This window comes from Phaeacidiphilus oryzae TH49, assembly GCF_000744815.1.
In the GTDB taxonomy this organism is placed as follows: Bacteria; Actinomycetota; Actinomycetes; order Streptomycetales; family Streptomycetaceae; genus Phaeacidiphilus; species Phaeacidiphilus oryzae.
Genome location: NZ_JQMQ01000005.1, coordinates 5,378,653 through 5,393,541, shown reverse-complemented (window position 1 = coordinate 5,393,541; position 14,889 = coordinate 5,378,653). Strand labels below are relative to the sequence as shown.

18 protein-coding genes are annotated in these 14,889 nt (G+C 74.0%); 9 read left to right on the top strand and 9 right to left on the bottom strand.

The features are described 5' to 3' along the window. Positions 1–136 precede the first annotated feature (136 nt). A complete protein-coding gene (locus BS73_RS27715) occupies positions 137–1,039 on the top strand; it encodes an endonuclease/exonuclease/phosphatase family protein (protein ID WP_407675150.1) in 903 nt (300 codons plus the stop codon). 174 nt (positions 1,040–1,213) lie between these two features. Here the strand turns inward: BS73_RS27715 and BS73_RS27710 are convergent, their stop codons facing one another. Continuing rightward, positions 1,214–1,399: an SPOR domain-containing protein gene (locus BS73_RS27710; RefSeq protein WP_037577042.1), complete on the bottom strand. Its 186-nt coding sequence runs from the start codon at positions 1,397–1,399 to the stop codon at positions 1,214–1,216. Between the two features lie 33 nt (positions 1,400–1,432). Here BS73_RS27710 and map point away from each other — a divergent pair, with 33 nt between their 5' ends. After that, positions 1,433–2,290, top strand: a complete 858-nt coding sequence (map, locus tag BS73_RS27705; RefSeq protein WP_037577039.1) for a type I methionyl aminopeptidase — start codon at positions 1,433–1,435, stop codon at positions 2,288–2,290. 35 nt (positions 2,291–2,325) lie between these two features. Here the strand turns inward: map and BS73_RS27700 are convergent, their stop codons facing one another. From BS73_RS27700 to BS73_RS27685, 4 genes are all read right to left on the bottom strand, one after another. Continuing rightward, positions 2,326–3,102, bottom strand: coding sequence for a bifunctional DNA primase/polymerase (locus BS73_RS27700; RefSeq protein WP_084704402.1), 777 nt, complete (start codon positions 3,100–3,102; stop codon positions 2,326–2,328). 258 nt (positions 3,103–3,360) lie between these two features. Then, entirely contained in the window at positions 3,361–3,867 is a 507-nt protein-coding gene (locus BS73_RS27695; protein ID WP_051940893.1) for a hypothetical protein, read from the bottom strand. A gap of 223 nt (positions 3,868–4,090) precedes the next feature. Continuing rightward, a complete protein-coding gene (locus tag BS73_RS27690) occupies positions 4,091–4,810 on the bottom strand; it encodes a TetR/AcrR family transcriptional regulator (RefSeq protein WP_037577036.1) in 720 nt (239 codons plus the stop codon). 75 nt (positions 4,811–4,885) lie between these two features. Next, the gene (locus tag BS73_RS27685) at positions 4,886–5,632 is read right to left on the bottom strand and encodes a hypothetical protein (RefSeq protein ID WP_235215562.1); all 747 of its coding nucleotides are present in this window, start codon (positions 5,630–5,632) and stop codon (positions 4,886–4,888) included. Positions 5,633–5,845: 213 nt separating this feature from the next. Between BS73_RS27685 and BS73_RS27680 the strand changes: the two genes are divergently transcribed. Further along, on the top strand, positions 5,846–7,585 hold the full coding sequence (locus BS73_RS27680) for an AMP-binding protein (protein ID WP_063837077.1): 1,740 nt from the start codon (positions 5,846–5,848) through the stop codon (positions 7,583–7,585). Here the strand turns inward: BS73_RS27680 and BS73_RS27675 are convergent. Next, the gene (locus BS73_RS27675; protein ID WP_037577034.1) at positions 7,569–7,862 is read right to left on the bottom strand and encodes a hypothetical protein; all 294 of its coding nucleotides are present in this window, start codon (positions 7,860–7,862) and stop codon (positions 7,569–7,571) included. The two genes, BS73_RS27680 and BS73_RS27675, sit on opposite strands and share 17 nt — an antisense overlap. A gap of 51 nt (positions 7,863–7,913) precedes the next feature. Then, positions 7,914–8,492, bottom strand: a complete 579-nt coding sequence (locus tag BS73_RS27670) for a TetR/AcrR family transcriptional regulator (RefSeq protein ID WP_037577032.1) — start codon at positions 8,490–8,492, stop codon at positions 7,914–7,916. Between the two features lie 91 nt (positions 8,493–8,583). Here BS73_RS27670 and BS73_RS27665 point away from each other — a divergent pair, with 91 nt between their 5' ends. The 4 genes from BS73_RS27665 (at position 8,584) to BS73_RS27650 (ending at position 12,411) form a co-directional block, all read left to right on the top strand. Continuing rightward, on the top strand, positions 8,584–9,030 hold the full coding sequence (locus tag BS73_RS27665) for a DUF1772 domain-containing protein (RefSeq protein ID WP_037577029.1): 447 nt from the start codon (positions 8,584–8,586) through the stop codon (positions 9,028–9,030). A gap of 98 nt (positions 9,031–9,128) precedes the next feature. Then, complete coding sequence (locus tag BS73_RS27660; protein WP_037577027.1) at positions 9,129–10,400, top strand: alpha/beta fold hydrolase; 1,272 nt, start codon at positions 9,129–9,131, stop codon at positions 10,398–10,400. 47 nt (positions 10,401–10,447) lie between these two features. Further along, positions 10,448–11,173: a FadR/GntR family transcriptional regulator gene (locus BS73_RS27655; protein ID WP_037577024.1), complete on the top strand. Its 726-nt coding sequence runs from the start codon at positions 10,448–10,450 to the stop codon at positions 11,171–11,173. Then, positions 11,170–12,411: a CynX/NimT family MFS transporter gene (locus BS73_RS27650; RefSeq protein WP_051940888.1), complete on the top strand. Its 1,242-nt coding sequence runs from the start codon at positions 11,170–11,172 to the stop codon at positions 12,409–12,411. The genes BS73_RS27655 and BS73_RS27650 overlap by 4 nt, the downstream gene beginning before the upstream one ends. Positions 12,412–12,526: 115 nt before the next feature. Here the strand turns inward: BS73_RS27650 and BS73_RS27645 are convergent, their stop codons facing one another. Next, a complete protein-coding gene (locus tag BS73_RS27645; protein ID WP_037577023.1) occupies positions 12,527–12,727 on the bottom strand; it encodes a YegP family protein in 201 nt (66 codons plus the stop codon). Between the two features lie 95 nt (positions 12,728–12,822). After that, a complete protein-coding gene (locus BS73_RS27640; protein ID WP_037577019.1) occupies positions 12,823–13,329 on the bottom strand; it encodes a glutathione peroxidase in 507 nt (168 codons plus the stop codon). Positions 13,330–13,456: 127 nt separating this feature from the next. Here BS73_RS27640 and BS73_RS27635 point away from each other — a divergent pair, with 127 nt between their 5' ends. Both BS73_RS27635 and BS73_RS27630 read left to right on the top strand, forming a co-directional pair. Then, positions 13,457–13,942: a universal stress protein gene (locus BS73_RS27635; RefSeq protein ID WP_037577017.1), complete on the top strand. Its 486-nt coding sequence runs from the start codon at positions 13,457–13,459 to the stop codon at positions 13,940–13,942. Between the two features lie 115 nt (positions 13,943–14,057). Then, positions 14,058–14,876 carry a ZIP family metal transporter gene (locus BS73_RS27630; protein ID WP_037577014.1) on the top strand — a complete coding sequence of 273 codons (819 nt, stop codon included), beginning with the start codon at positions 14,058–14,060 and terminating at the stop codon, positions 14,874–14,876. Positions 14,877–14,889: the final 13 nt, after the last annotated feature.

The following is a 14,889-nucleotide window of genomic DNA, read 5'->3' as shown; positions in this document are numbered from 1 at the left end:
AGTGGCTGAGCGAGACGGAGCCGACGGGTACGGCTGGGACGACGGGAACGGGAACGCGAGCGGGTACGGAGGCGGATACGAGCCGCAGGGGGCGGGCCGGTTCCGGCCGCACCGGGGCGCCTGGCGGAGGGGCTGGATCCTGGCCCTGCTGGCCCTGCTGCTGGCGGCGGTGCTGGCCTTCCACCGGCAGATCCCGGACGGCTTCGGGAACCTGGGCAGCCTCACCGAGACCTTCCTGCCGTGGTTCGGCCTCGGGGTGCCGGTGCTGCTGGTCCTCGGCCTGGTGCGGCGCTCGGCGACGGCGCTGGTCGCGCTGATCGCGCCGGTGGTGGTCTGGGGGATGCTCTTCGGCGACCAGGTCACCAGCAAGGCCAGGCACACCGGCTACGACTTCACGGTCGTCCAGCACAACGTCAACGCGAACAACCCGGACCCGGCGGGGACGGCGGCCGCCCTGGAGGCGGCCGACCCGGACGTGATCTCCATGGAGGAGCTGACCGCGCGCTCGCTGCCGTCCTTCGAGAGCGCCCTCAGGGCCAGGTACCCGTACCACGCGGTGGAGGGGACGGTCGGACTGTGGTCCAGGTACCCGCTGTCCGGGACCCGGCCGGTGGACATCAGGATCGGCTGGACCCGGGCGCTGCGGACGGTGGTCCACGACCCGAAGGGGGACGTGGCGGTCTTCGTGGCGCACATGCCCTCGGTGCGGCTGAAGTTCGACGGCGGGTTCACCGCGAACGAGCGGGACGACAGCGCGGCGGCGCTGGGGTCGGCGATCTCCTCCGACTCCGACAAGCGGCTGGTGCTGCTGGGCGACCTCAACGGCACCATGAACGACCGGGCGCTGGCGCCGATCACCTCGCAGCTGCGCTCCGCGCAGGGGGCGGCGGGGGACGGTTTCGGCTTCTCCTGGCCGGCGAGGTTCCCGATGGCCCGCATCGACCAGATCATGTCCCGGGGCGTCAGCCCCGTCGGCGCGTGGACCCTCCCCGCCACGGCCAGCGACCATCTCCCGATCGCCGCGCACTTCACCCTGTGAGGGCGACGCGCCCGAACGCAGCGCCGCAGTCTGCCGCACCCGGCAACGGAGTTCGGGTTGCAACCCGGGTGCGGTTGCCGGGTGCGGCGGACTGCGGCGCCGGCCGCGCAGTTCCCCGCGCCCCCTATGAGCCCTGCGGGCTCGGTCCGGGGCCCGGGGCGAGCACAGAAAGAACTACGACCAGCGCGGGTCCTCGTCCCAGTCCTTGTTGCGCTCGGCGACACGGTCGAGCGCCTGCTCCGCCTCCCCGCGGGACGCGTACGGCCCGAGCCGGTTCTTCGCCGGGCACTGCATCCCCTGCTCGACCCGCTGATGCTTCAGGCAGTAGTACCAGTCGCCGCTGTCACCTTCACCGCTCATCCGTTCCACTCCGATCGCAATAGAATCCGCCGCATGGCTCGAAGCACTCCCCTGGCCCCCGGCCGTCTGTCCCCTACCCGCTCCGTCCCCGCCAGCATCAGGCGGCCGGAGTACGTCGGCAAGCCGGCCCCCACCCCGTACACCGGCCCGGACGTGCAGACGCCCGGGACGATCGAGGCGATGCGGACGGCCGGCCGGATCGCCGCCCGGGCGATGGACGCCGCGGCCCGGCTGATCGCCCCGGGGGTGACCACCGACGAGCTGGACCGGGTCGCCCACGAGTACATGTGCGACCACGGCGCCTACCCCTCGGACCTCGGCTACCGCGGCTTCCCCAAGTCGATCTGCACCTCCGTCAACGAGGTGATCTGCCACGGCATCCCGGACTCGACCGTCCTGGAGGACGGCGACATCGTCAACCTGGACGTCACCGCGTACATCGGCGGGGTCCACGGCGACCTCAACGCCACCTACCCGGTCGGCGAGGTCGACGAGGAGTCCAAGCTGCTGATCGAGCGCACCCTGGAGGCGACCCACCGCGGCATCAGGGCGGTCCGCCCGGGCCGCCGGATCAACGTGATCGGCCGGGTCATCGAGTCCTACGCCAAGCGCTTCGGGTACGGCGTGGTGCGGGACTTCACCGGGCACGGGATCAACACCTCGTTCCACTCCGGGCTGATCGTCCCGCACTACGACAACCCGCACGCGGACACCGTGATGCAGCCGGGGATGACCTTCACCATCGAGCCGATGCTGACCCTGGGCACCCACGAGTACGAGGTCTGGGACGACCAGTGGACGGTGGTCACCAAGGACCGCCGGCGCACCGCCCAGTTCGAGCACACCCTGGTGGTCACCGAGGACGGCGCGGAGATCCTCACCCTTCCGTAGCACCAAACCGCCAGGCCGCCAGGCCGCCCGGCCGGTCAGCCGATCAGCCAGTGCTCCTCGGCCGAGGCGCCGACCTCGGCGCAGGCGTCGGTGAGCGCGTCCAGCAGCCGCAGCGGATCGGGCAGCGGCTGCTCGGGGCCGCGCACCCAGCCCACCTCGATGCCTCCGGCAAGGGAGGACGGCGGGAGGAGGACGTAGCTGCCGCGGCAGTGCCAGCGCAGCCCCGGATGGTCGGTGAGGGTCTCCGGGTGGCAGTCGAGCTCGCACGGCCACCACTCGTCCTCGTCGTCCGGGGTGCCGCGGGTGGCGGTGAAGAAGAGGTACCGGTCCTCGCCGATCGCGGCGACCGGGCCGCCGGGCCCGCCGCTCGCCTCGATCCGCTCCAGAGCGAGGCGACCGGCCGACGCCGGGACGTCGAGGACGTCGTGGGCGCGGCCGGTCGCGGTGACGAAGTTGGCCTCCGGATACCTGGCGAGCCAGTGGTCGATCTGCTCGGGGTCCGTGCTGGCCTGCGTCTGCCAGGCGAAGGAGATCGGATGCTGGGCGGGGCTCGGGCAGCCGACCCGGTCGCAGGAGCAGCGGTAGCCGGCCGAGTGGGCGGCCGGGGCCACCGGGAAGCCGGCGCGTACCGCGGCGAGCAGCAGGTCGCGCCGCTCGTCGGGGGTGGCCGCCCGGGTTCCGCGGGAGCGGGAGCGGGTGAGGGAGCGCGCGCGGACCCCGCCCTGGGTCTCCTCCCCGCCGGGGAGGGCCCGTCGCCACCAGGAACCGAACCGGCTCACGCCCGCGTCGCCGGTTTTGCCCGTTGCATCCATCGAGCCCCTCTCAGCCTCGTGCCCTGCTCCTCGGGACCCGCGGATTCGGCGGGCGACCACGAGGGACCGCGAGACGACGCCGGTACGGGGGGGTACGGCGAGTCGGGTTCCCGGGAGCGTACTGAGCAGGATACGGGTGTCCGTGCGGTGGTGTGCGCCGGGGCCTTACGCCGGTGGTGTGCGCTGGGGGCAGAGGGGGGCGCACGGCAGCACGCGGCGGTAGCGGGGGTCCGCCCCGCCGCGTGCCGCCGGCGGAGGTCAGCCCTTCACCAGTTGCGAGGCCGAGGGGATCTGGTTGGTCACGTTCAGCCCGTCCTTGCTCGCGGCGCCCTTCACCTTGTCGACGACGCTGCTGAACTGGCCGAGGTCCTGCTCGCTGGCCTGGCCGTGGGCGGCCTTGCTGCCGAGCGACTTCAGCGAGTCCACCCCGCCGCTGAGCGGGGAGACCAGCTTGGAGAGGGCGGGGTCGCCCTTGGCGTCGTCGATCGCGTGCTTGAGCCGGTTGTAGGTGAATCCGCCGGCGAGTCCGGCCTTGACGAAGGCGCCGGTCCGGCCCTTGGCGCCCTTCTTGAAGGTGCCGGCCTTGAGCGGCTTGTAGATCCACTGGTAGGTGGCGCCCGCGGCGAGCCCGGCGTTGGCCAGGAAACGGGTCTTGGCGAACTTGACCTTCTGCGCGCTGGAGGTCGCGGTCGGGCTGCTTCCTCCGCCCGCCGAGTTGGAGGTGTTGCTGGAGCAGCCCGGCGCCAGCAGCAGCGCGGCCGACATCGGCAGAGCGACGACGGCGCCGCGGCGCAGTCGGGCGGCGGGGGCGGTTCGGGTCTGGCAAGGGTGGGGCCGGCGGTGCACGGTGCTCCTCCTGGTTCGGCGGTGGAATCCGTCACCGGGAGGGTTCCCAGCCGCACCCCGGACCGCTCCAGGAGCCCCGATGACCAGCCGAACGGCGGACATCGCGGTGAGTTGACGACTCGTCAGCGCGCCCGACAGACGATCACCCGGACGAGTCGGTGTACCGCTCGCCGGCCATCCGGCGCTCCAGGCCGATCCAGAACACGTTCATCAGCCGCCGCGCGGTGGTCTCCGGCGGCTCCGCGCCGGAACTGGCCAGCACCCAGTCGGCCAGCGCGTCGGCCCCGCCGACCAGCGCGTGGGCGATCGCCACCGCCTCGCCGCGACCCTCGGCGCCGCGCTGCTCGGCCGCGCGCTGCTCGGGCAGCACGGGGCCGGCCTCGCCCTCCGCCCCGGCCACCGGGGCGGAGGCGCGGACCAGGCCGGCGACCGCTGCGGTCACCATCCGGCGCACCTCGACCACCTCGGCCACGATCGGGCCGCCCTGCGAACGCGCCTGCTGGTAGAGGACGATCCAGCTCTCCCGGTGCTCGGCGACGAACGCGAAGAACGCGACCAGGCCGCGGAACAGCTGCTCCCCCGGTTCGAGTTCGGGGTCGACCGCGTCGGCGAGCGCCTCGATCAGCCGGTCCGCCTCCCGCCGCAGGCAGGCGCCGAAGAGCTCCTCCTTGGACCCCAGGTAGAGGTAGAGCAGCGGCTTGGAGACCTCGCACTGCTCGGCGATCTCGTCCATCGAGGCCGCGTGGTAACCGGAGCGCGAGAACACCCGGACCGCCGCGTCCAACATCTGCTGCTCGCGCACGGCGCGCGGGAGCCGCTTGGGCCTGGCGGCGGGAGGGTCCTGCTTGACTTCGGATCGCATTCGGTGAGTGTATTCCGTGGATGCCATGTGGCGTTGCCGGGTTCACATCCCGAACGGACGCCCCCAAGGCGGCGGTCAGGGCGTGATGCCGAGCCGGCTCTCGGCGGTGGCCCAGTCCGCGGCGATGGCCTGCTGGGCGGCGGACAGCGAGACCTTTCCGGAGCAGACCGCGCTGTGCAGCCGCGACTCCACCGCATCCTTGGGGTTGTTCGGGCCGGCGCCCGAGCGGTGGCCCGGGGACGGCGGCTCCACCCACAGGTTGCGGGGGTCGTTGGGGTCGCCGCCCAGCTCCAGGCTGATCAGGTGGTCGTACTCGGCGTCCCGCAGCGAGCCGGTGTAGTCGTAGGACTTGGCGTTGGCCTTCTTCTCCCGGCCGGTGATGCCGGAGGGCGGCCGGATGTCGCTGGTGTAGCCGGAGCGGCAGATGGTCGACCTGAGGGTGGCCTGGGTCACCTTCGGGTTGAGCGCCCCGGGCGTGCAGGAGGGGTCCGGCAGCGGCTGGCCGCCGTCGGTGCGGAGGTGGCAGCTGCCGGCGGGCGGCTGCTGCTGGAAGGTGTAGTCGCTCTGCGGGCCGGCGCCGACGGGTATCGGCCCCGCCGCGGCCGAGCCGGCGGCGGACGCGCCGGGCGTGACCGCCTCGCCGGAACCGCCCTTCACCGACCCGGCGTGCGAGCACCCGCCCAGCCCGAGCGCCAGCGCGGAGACCGCGGCCGCCGCCGCGAGGGCGCCGCGACGCGGGCTCCGGGGTATTCGGAGGGTTCGGGTACGGGGGGTTCGGGTACGGCGGGCCTCGTCCTCCGGAGTGCGGGCGTTCCCTCGCATACTCGGGCTCCTCCTGCTTCGTTCAAGCGGCCGACCTGACGTTATCCGTCCGCGCGGCGATATCCCTACCCGCCCCTGACACCCCCTCATCTCCCCCACCCCCGGCGCACGGTGGCGCCCCGGGCGCCCGCACCCGCGCCCCGGCGTCGTTCGCTCTGTTGACTCTCGTCATGGCGGCGCAATACTGAGGAGGCCCAGGAGAGGAGCTCCGCGATGCCCTCGTCCCCGCCGACGCCGCTCTCCCCCTCCGCCCACACCGACACCTTCTGCCGGGACCGCCTCCCGCCCGGCGAGCTGTGGCCGGTCCTCCGCCCGCTGCCGGTACCGGCCCGGCTGAACTGCGCGACCGAACTGCTGGACGTCAGCGCCCTCCGCTTCGGCCAGGACCGCCCCTGCCTCCGCACCCCCGGGGGCGGCCTCTGGACGTACGGGGACCTGCTGCGGCGGTCGAACCGGATCGCCCGGGTGCTCACCGAGCGGTACGGGCTGGTGCCCGGCAACCGGGTGCTGCTGCGCGGGCCCAACAACCCCTGGCTGGTCGCGAGTTGGTTCGCGGTGCTGCGGGCCGGCGGCGTCGTGGTGACCAGCGTCCCGCTGCTGCGCGCGGGCGAGGTGGCCGCGCTGGCCGAGGTCACCCGGCCCGATCTGGCGCTCTGCGACCACCGCTGGACCGAGGAGGCGGAGGCCGGGCTGGCCTCGGCCTCTCCGGGAACCCCGCTGGTCCGGTACGGCGATCCGGACTCGCCGGAGGACCTGATAGCGCTCGCCCGCAAGGCCGCCGAGGACTTCGCGCCGGTGCCGACCGCCCCCGACGACGTGGCGCTGCTCGCCCCCACCTCGGGCACCACCGGCCAGCCGAAGGCCACCGCCCACTTCCACCGGGACGTCCTCGCGGTCGCCGACACCTTCTCCCGCTCGGTGCTGCGCCCGCTCGCCGCCGACGTCTTCGCCGGCACCCCGCCGCTCGGCTTCACCTACGGCCTGGGCGGCCAGCTGATCTTCCCGCTGCGCGTCGGCGCCTCCGTGCTGCTGCTCGAACAGCCCACCCCGGACGCCCTGCTGGACGCCGCCGGCCGGTACGGCGCCTCGGTGCTGTTCACGGCGCCGACGGCGTACCGCGCCATGCTGGCCGCTGGCCCGGAGGCGGCCCGGGCGCTGGGCGGGTACCGGCGCTGCGTCTCGGCCGGCGAGCCGCTGCCGCGGTCGGTGTGGGAGGAGGCCCACCGGGCGGCCGGTACCGCGATCATCGACGGGATCGGCTCGACCGAGCTGCTGCACATCTTCCTGGCCTCGGCCGACGAGGAGATCCGCCCCGGCTCGACCGGCCGGGTGGTGCCCGGCTACCGGGCCCGGGTGCAGGACGAGGAGGGCGTCCCGGTGCCGGACGGCACCCCCGGACTCCTCGCCGTCCAGGGCCCGACCGGCTGCCGGTACCTGGGGCAGGCCGGGAGCGCGGAGCAGCAGCGGGCCTACGTCCGGGACGGCTGGAACCTCACCGGGGACACCTATGTCCGCGACCCGGACGGCTACTTCTGGTTCCAGGCCCGCAGCGACGACATGATCGTCTCGGCCGGCTACAACATCGCCGGGCCGGAGGTGGAGGCGGCGCTGACGGCGCATCCGGAGGTGCTGGAGGCGGCGGTGGTGGCCGCACCGGACGCCCTCAGGGGCCAGGTGGCGGCGGCGTACGTGGTGCTGGCGGCGGGCGCGGCGGCCGGCCCGGAGAAGGCGGCCGAGCTGCAGGCCTTCGCCAAGGAGCGGATCGCGCCCTACAAATACCCGCGGATCGTCCGCTTCGTCGACCGGCTGCCGCGCACCAGCACCGGGAAGATCCAGCGCTATCTGCTGCGCAGGCAAGCCGCGGAACAGGCGGAGCGGCCGGAGCGGCCGGACCGGGCGGGACGGCCGGGACGGCCGGAGGAGGCCGAGCCGAGGCTCACCGAGGCCCCGTAACCGGCGTGCCGCCCGCGCCGGCCCGGGCCGAGCGCCAGCCGGGCGGCCGCCGCGCGGTGGTTGCCGTCCAGCAGCAGCCGCCCCGGCCCCACCAGTCCCCGTCGCCGCCGTCCGGGGCCCGGTACCAGACCGTGAGGAGCCGCCCCAGCGCGTCCGGCGCCGCCGCGCCCTCGGTGGTCTCGACGCTCACCGGGGCGCCGGCCCGCTCCAGCGCGCCCCAGTCCAGCCAGGCCCTGATCCCCGGTGCGAAGCGGCGGCGGAACTCGTCGAGAAGCACGCCCGCCAGGCTATCCCCGGTCCCGGGTGGGCCGGCCCGGCGGACGCCGGGTCAGACCACGGCGAGCCGGTCGACCAGCAGGCGCAGCCTGGGCTCGGCGTCCTCGGGGAGCAGCCGGCCCGCTCGGCCGAGGGTGGCGAGCCCGTGCAGCCCCGCCCAGAACACCTCGGTGAACAGGCCCGGCACGACGCCTTCGCCGGCCACCTCGGCGAGGGTTTCGAGGAGGGCGGCGAAGGCGTCCTTCAGCGGCGCGGGGGTGTCCTCCCGCGCGTACGCCAGTCCGCCGTCGAGCTGGAAGAGGGCGTCGTAGACCGCGGGGTTCCGCACGGCGAAGTCGAGATAGGCGCGGGCCAGGGCGGTCACCCGGGCGCGCGGGCCGTCCTCGGCGGAGGTCGCGGCCCGTACCGCCGCGGCCAGTTCGGTGGCGCCCTCCAGGGCGACCGCGCCGATGATCTCCCGCTTGCCGCGGAAGTGGCTGTAGAGGACGGGCTGGCTGTATTCGATGCGCTCGGCGAGCCGGCGGGTGGTGACCGCGTCCCAGCCCTGCTGCTCGGCGAGTTCGCGGGCCGTCGCCACGATGAGGCGCTCGCGTTCCGCCCTTTCGCGCTGCTTGCGTTCCTGTACCGACATGGCTCGATCCTAGCATTGCTAGACAAAAGAGCGGCAGCAGTACTAGCGTTGCCTCATCAGCTAGCAACGCTAGTTCAACGGAGGGATCGTCATGCTCGACGCACTCGAGGTCGTCACCACCGTCGTCGTGGGCCTGATGGTGGGGGTGGAGTTCTCCGTCGCCTTCATCTTCAACCGGATCCTGGACGCGCTTCCCGAGGACGCCGGCCAGCTCGGCCACGCCCACGGCGGCCGGATGCTCGGCACCCTGATGCCGTACTGGTACATAGGCTCCGTCGTCCTCAGCGCCGCCTGGGCCGTCGCCGGCCGGCACCACCACGGGGCCGGACTCGTGGTGGCCGCCGCCGTCCTGCTGATCGTCAGCGTGGTCATGTCGCTGCTGCTGCTGGTCCCGATCAACAACCGGAACCGGACCTGGACCCCGGAGACCCGGCCCGCCGACTGGGCGGAGCAGCTCCACCGCTGGAACCGCTACCACTACGTCCGGGTCGCCGTCATCGTCGCCGCCTTCACCCTGCTGGCCGCCGCCCTCGTCTGAGGCCACCGGCGGGCGCCGCCGCCCGAGGCCGGCGGCGGCGCGGCTGGGGCAGAATCGATCGTCCATTCCCCCGCCGAGACCACGGAGACCACGGAGCCTTGAGCACCCATCGCCACGACGGCCTCGTCTGCACCGATCACTTCTTCGACGCACCGCTCGACCACGACCGCCCCGGCGGCGGGAGCATCCGGGTCTACGCCCGCGAGGTCGTCGCGGCCGGCCGGGAGAACGCCGGGCTGCCCCGGCTGCTCTGGCTCCAGGGCGGCCCCGGCATCCTCGCCGAGCGGCCGAACGCCGCCGGGGCCTGGCTCCGCCGGGCGCTGCGGAACCACCGGGTCGTCCTCCTCGACCAGCGCGGCACCGGCCGCAGCACCCCGGCCGACCGGCACAGCCTCGCCGAACTCCCGGATCCCGCCGAGTACCTGACGCACTTCCGGGCCGACTCGATCGTCCGCGACGCCGAGCTGCTGCGGCGCGGACTCCAGGGCGAGGAGCCCTGGGCGGTGCTCGGGCAGAGCTTCGGCGGCTTCTGCACGGTCGGCTATCTCGGCCTCGCCCCCGAGGGGCTCACCCGGGCCATGATCGCCGGCGGCCTGCCGAGCCTCACCGCCCACGCCGACGAGGTGTACCGCGCCGCGTACCGCCGCACCCTGCGGCAGAACGAGCGCTTCTTCGCCCGCTACCCGGAGGACCAGCACCTCGCCGACGCGGTCGCCGCCCACCTCGCCGAGAACGAGGAACTGCTGCCCGGCGGCGAGCGGTTGACGGTCCGCCGGTTCCAGACCGCCGGCCTCACCTTCGGCACCTCCCGCGGCTTCGACTCCCTCCACTACCTCCTGGAGACCGCCTTCACCGGTGGCCGGCGGCCGCGGCTGAGCGATGCCTTCCTCCGCGGGATGGACGGCATCGCCTCCTTCGCCACCGCGCCGCTCTACGCCGTGCTCCACGAGGCCGTCTACGCCCAGGGGCCCCGGCCCACCGCCTGGTCGGCGCACCGGGTGCGGGAGGAGTTCCCCGAGTTCGGGTACGCGGGCAGCCGCCCGGTCCGCTTCACCGGCGAGATGATCTACCCCTGGCTCTTCGACGAGGACCCGGCCCTGGTCCCGCTCAAGGCCACCGCCGAGGCGCTGGCCGCGCGCACCGGCTGGCCGGCCCTCTACGACCCGGAGCGGCTGGCCGCCAACACGGTCCCGACCGCCGCCGCCGTCTACTACGACGACATGTTCGTCGACCGGGAGATGTCCCTGGAGACCGCCGCCGCGATCCGCGGTCTCCGGCCCTGGGTCACCAACGCCCACGCCCACGACGGCGTCAAGGCCGATCCGGCCGTCTTCGACCGGCTGGAGGCGATGGTCGGCGGGGAGCTCTGAGCCGCAGGGGTTTGACACCGCCAAACATGGGATGTTCCCATCTTTCCATGCCTTTGCAGAGCACCCCGCGGACGAACCTGGTCGGCCAGGTGATCGAGCAGCTCCAGCGGCTGGTCGAGAACGGCGAGTGGCCGGTCGGGACGAAGATCCCGGCCGAACCGCAGCTGGTCGAGGAGCTGGGCGTGGGTCGCAACACCGTCCGCGAGGCGGTCCGGGCACTGGTCCACACCGGTCTGCTGGAGCCCCGCCAGGGTGACGGCACCTACGTCCGCGCCAGCAGCGACTTCGCCGCCGCCATGCAGCGCAGGCTGCGCCGGGCCGGCGCGCTGGACGCCTACGAGGTACGGGCCTCGCTGGAGCGGGACGCCGCCCGGCACGCCGCCGAACGCCGCACCCCGGCGGACGTGGCCGCGCTGCGCGCCGCCCTGACGGACCGTCAGCGGGCCTGGGCGGACGGGGACATGGACGCGCTGGTCGACGCCGACGTCCGGTTCCACCGCGCGGTCGTCGCGGCCACCCGCAACCCCGTGCTCGCCGAGCTGTACGAGCACTTCAGCGAGGCGTTGTGGAGCACGCTGCGGCTGGTGGTCGCCGCCCCGCTGCCGGACGACATGCGGCTGCAGGCCGACCAGCACGCGGCGATGGCGGACGCCATCGAGGCCGGCGACGCCGAGGCCGCCGAACGGATCGCCCTGGCGCATCTCGCCGAATCCCGGGAGGCGGTACGGCAGTTCCAGGAGCAGGACCGCGCGCACCCCGGGGAGGACGGATGACCGCGGGAAGCCGGACCGCCGCGCCCACCGCGCAGACCGGGGCCCCGCGCCGGGGCGGGACGGTCTGGCTGGGCACAGGCGTGATCCTGCTGGCCCTGAACCTGCGGCCGGCGCTGGTCGCGGTCTCCCCGCTGGCGCCGACCATCAAGGCGGCCAGCGGGATGAGCTCCGCCGAACTCAGCCTGCTGACCTCGCTGCCGCTGCTCTGCTTCGGTCTGCTGGCGCCGCTGGCGCCCCGCGCGGGCCGCCGCTGGGGCCTGGAGCGGACACTGCTGGGCAGCATGGCGTTCGTGCTGGGCGGCACGGCGCTGCGCCTGGTGGCCGCGGAGTGGGCGCTGTTCGGCGGATCGGTCCTGGTGGGCGCCGGGATCGCGGTGGCCAACGTGCTGCTGCCCGCGCTGATCAAGCGGGACTTCGCGGGCCGGACCGGGCTGATGACCGGCCTCTACTCGATGTCGCTCTTCGGCGGTGCGGCGCTGGCGGCCGGGGTGACCGTACCGGTCGGCACCGCGGCCGGCCTGGACTGGCGTACCACGCTGGCCTGTTGGGGCTTCCTCGCGGCGGTGGCGATCGCGGTGTGGGCGCCGCGGGCGCGGGCGGCCGGGCCGGTGCCGCGGACCGGCGCGCGGGCCGTGCGGGGGCTCTGGTCCTCGCCGCTGGCCTGGGCGGTGACGCTGTACATGGGACTGCAGTCGCTCAACTACTACGCGGCGGCGGCCTGGCTGCCGACGGTCCTGGAGTCGGCGGGGATGGACGCGGGACAGGCCGGCTGGATGCTGTCGCTCTCCTCGCTGCTCGGCATCACCGGCTCGTTCCTGGCGCCGGTGGTCTCCGGGCGGCGGCTGGGGGCGGGCGCGATCGCGGTCCTCGGAGCGGTGCTGTGCGGGGCCGGGTTCGCGGGGCTGCTGGCGGCGCCGGTGGGCGGGGCGTACCTGTGGATGGTGCTGCTGGGGCTGGGGCAGGGGGCGGCGATCTCGCTGGCCCTGCTGTTCATCGTGCAGCGGGCGCCGGACGCCCGGATCGCTTCCCAACTCTCCAGCAACGCGCAGGGTTTCGGCTATGTGCTGGCCGCGTTCGGGCCGGCGGTGCTGGGCGCTTCGCACGATGCGACGGGTTCGTGGACGCTCCCGCTGGTCCTGCTGGCCGCCGCGCTGCTCCCCCAGGCGCTCTGCGGAGCGCTGGCCTCCCGGGACCGGCTCGTCGCCGAACGGCCCCGCATCCGCCCCCAGGGCGAGTAGGAGGCGCGGGGAGGCGCGCGGCCGGGAGGCCACGGCGCCGCGGCCGGCAGCGGGCGCTGGGCCTCCCTCGGCCCAAGCTGCTCCGCCGCCGGCCGCGGCGTCCGCGCGGGGCGGCTCAGACCGGCTCGACCTCGGAGTCGACCAGCTTGGCGTAGGGGGCGCACTTGCGGACCGACTCGATGCTGCGCTCGCACGCCTCGCGGGAGTCGTACGGCGCGCTCACCGCGATGACCTCTCCCTGCGTGGTCTTCAGCCGGAAGCGGTACTCGGCCGTCTTGTCGGTGCCCTCGCGGTAGACCTCGAACTTGCCTGGCATGCCCAGTCTCCTCACTACGCGTCACGGACGGGCTACTGCTGGGAACGCTAAGGTCGCCCCGCGCGCGGCGGCCACCGCGGCTACTCCGTGTGGTCTCAGTCCGCCGCGGGCAGCCGGGCCTCGATCGCCGAGACGATCTCCGCCGCCTCCGGCTCGGTCCGCGGGCGGAACCGGCCGGCGACCGAGCCGTCCGGGCCGATCAGGAACTTCTCGAAGTTCCACTGGATGTCCCCGGCCTCGCCCGAGGCGTCCGCCGTGGCCGTCAGCCTGGCGTAGAGCGGGTGCCGGTCGGGGCCGTTGACGTCGATCTTCTCGAAGAGGGGGAAGTCCACCCCGTAGGTGGTGGAGCAGAACGTCCGGATCTCCTCCGGGGAGCCCGGCTCCTGCCCGCCGAACTGGTTGCAGGGGAAGCCGAGGACGGTGAAACCGCGCTCGCCGTAGGTCTCCTGGAGCCGCTGGAGCCCCTCGTACTGCGGGGTGAGTCCGCACTTGGAGGCGACGTTGACCAGCAGCAGCGTCTTGCCGCGGTAATCGCCGAGGCCGGCCTCGGCGCCGTCCAGGGTGCGCAGAGGGATGTCGTAGAGGTTCGTGTCGTCGGTCATGGCCCCGACGCTACCCCCGGGCCCGGCGGCTTCCGGGGACCGCGTCGCGCCTCAACCGCCCGATTGGCGACGGATGGTAGCTTCTGACCGAATCATCCCCAGCCCACCGCACCTCGGAGGCGCCGGCGTGACCGAGACCGACATCCCCCCGTACATCGTCGTCGGCGTGGACGGCTCCGGGTACTCGGCGGAGGCGCTGCGCGCGGCCGTCGCGCAGGCGCGGCTGACCGGCTCGGCCGTCCACGCGGTGATGGCCTGGCAGCCGCCCGGGCTGTTCTCCTCGGTGCCGAGCGCGCTGGAGGACGCGGCGGAGGCCGCGGCCGGCGTCGCCCGCCCGATGCGGACCTTCCAGCAGCAGGCCGAGGAGGAGCTCGCCGAGGCGGTGCGCAACGCCCTCGGCGGGGAGGCGCCGGACTTCGTCCGCGCCACCGTGGTCCAGGGCTCCCCCGCGCAGGCGCTGCTGGAGGCGGCCGAAGGGGCGCAGCTGCTGGCGGTCGGCAGCCGCGGCTACGGAGGATTCCGCGGGCTCCTCCTCGGCTCGGTGAGCCAGCACGTGGCCCAGTACGCCCACTGCTCGGTGCTGATCGTCCGGGAGCCGCGCCCGGCGGACTGAGCCCCGATCGGGGGCGGGGGTACCCTTCCGGAACCTGGGGATAATTGTTAGGACTGCCTTACCTACCTTATGCTCAGCCGGTCGCCCACCCGCCCCAGTGCTTGGAACGCCTGACGTGACCACATCTCAGATAGCCCTCCTCGGCGCGATCGCAGGGTTCACCATCTACCTCGGCCTCCCCCTCGGCCGGCTGCGCTCCCCCGCGCCCCGGCTCCGGGCCGGACTGAACGCGGTGGCCATCGGCATCCTGCTGTTCCTCATCTGGGACGTCCTCACCCACGCCTGGGAGCCGACCGACTCCGCCCTCTCCGACCACCACTGGGGCACGGCGCTGACCGGCGGCCTGGTGATGATCGTCGGCGTGGCCGTCGGGCTGATGGGCCTGATCTACTACGACCGCTGGATGGCCGCCCGGCGGGCGCGCCCGGCGCACGGCCCCGGCGCGGCGGACTCCGCCGAGCTCGGCGCGACCCGCTCCCGGGCCGCCGGACTGGCGTCGATGATCGCGGTCGGCATCGGGCTCCACAACTTCGCCGAGGGCCTGGCCATCGGCAACTCGGCGGCCCGCGGCGAACTCTCCCTCGCCGTGCTGCTGATCATCGGTTTCGGGCTGCACAACGCCACCGAGGGCTTCGGCATCGTGGCCCCGCTGGCCGCCGAGGGCGAGCGCCCGTCCTGGGGCTCGCTGGCGCTGCTCGGGCTGATCGGCGGCGGCCCGACCTTCCTCGGCACCCTGGTCGGCCAGCACGTGGTCGACGACACCCTGTCGACGGCCTTCCTCGGCCTGGCGGCCGGCTCCATCCTGTACGTGGTCGTCGAACTCCTCGCGGTCGCCCGGCGGGCCGGCTTCAAGGAGTTGACGACCTGGATGATCCTCCTCGGCCTCACCCTGGGCTTCGCCACCGACGCGGTGGTCACCGCCGCCGGCGCCTGATCCCGCTCCACCC

What these genes read in the sequence shown, in the direction of transcription:
- BS73_RS27710 (WP_037577042.1), bottom strand. Translation starts at nt 1,399, where the DNA reads ATGAGCGGTGAAGGTGACAGCGGCGACTGGTACTACTGCCTGAAGCAT.
- map (WP_037577039.1), top strand. Translation starts at nt 1,433, where the DNA reads ATGGCTCGAAGCACTCCCCTGGCCCCCGGCCGTCTGTCCCCTACCCGC.
- BS73_RS27700 (WP_084704402.1), bottom strand. Translation starts at nt 3,102, where the DNA reads ATGGATGCAACGGGCAAAACCGGCGACGCGGGCGTGAGCCGGTTCGGT.
- BS73_RS27695 (WP_051940893.1), bottom strand. Translation starts at nt 3,867, where the DNA reads ATGTCGGCCGCGCTGCTGCTGGCGCCGGGCTGCTCCAGCAACACCTCC.
- BS73_RS27690 (WP_037577036.1), bottom strand. Translation starts at nt 4,810, where the DNA reads ATGCGATCCGAAGTCAAGCAGGACCCTCCCGCCGCCAGGCCCAAGCGG.
- BS73_RS27685 (WP_235215562.1), bottom strand. Translation starts at nt 5,632, where the DNA reads ATGCGAGGGAACGCCCGCACTCCGGAGGACGAGGCCCGCCGTACCCGA.
- BS73_RS27680 (WP_063837077.1), top strand. Translation starts at nt 5,846, where the DNA reads ATGCCCTCGTCCCCGCCGACGCCGCTCTCCCCCTCCGCCCACACCGAC.
- BS73_RS27670 (WP_037577032.1), bottom strand. Translation starts at nt 8,492, where the DNA reads ATGTCGGTACAGGAACGCAAGCAGCGCGAAAGGGCGGAACGCGAGCGC.
- BS73_RS27665 (WP_037577029.1), top strand. Translation starts at nt 8,584, where the DNA reads ATGCTCGACGCACTCGAGGTCGTCACCACCGTCGTCGTGGGCCTGATG.
- BS73_RS27655 (WP_037577024.1), top strand. Translation starts at nt 10,448, where the DNA reads ATGCCTTTGCAGAGCACCCCGCGGACGAACCTGGTCGGCCAGGTGATC.
- BS73_RS27650 (WP_051940888.1), top strand. Translation starts at nt 11,170, where the DNA reads ATGACCGCGGGAAGCCGGACCGCCGCGCCCACCGCGCAGACCGGGGCC.
- BS73_RS27645 (WP_037577023.1), bottom strand. Translation starts at nt 12,727, where the DNA reads ATGCCAGGCAAGTTCGAGGTCTACCGCGAGGGCACCGACAAGACGGCC.
- BS73_RS27640 (WP_037577019.1), bottom strand. Translation starts at nt 13,329, where the DNA reads ATGACCGACGACACGAACCTCTACGACATCCCTCTGCGCACCCTGGAC.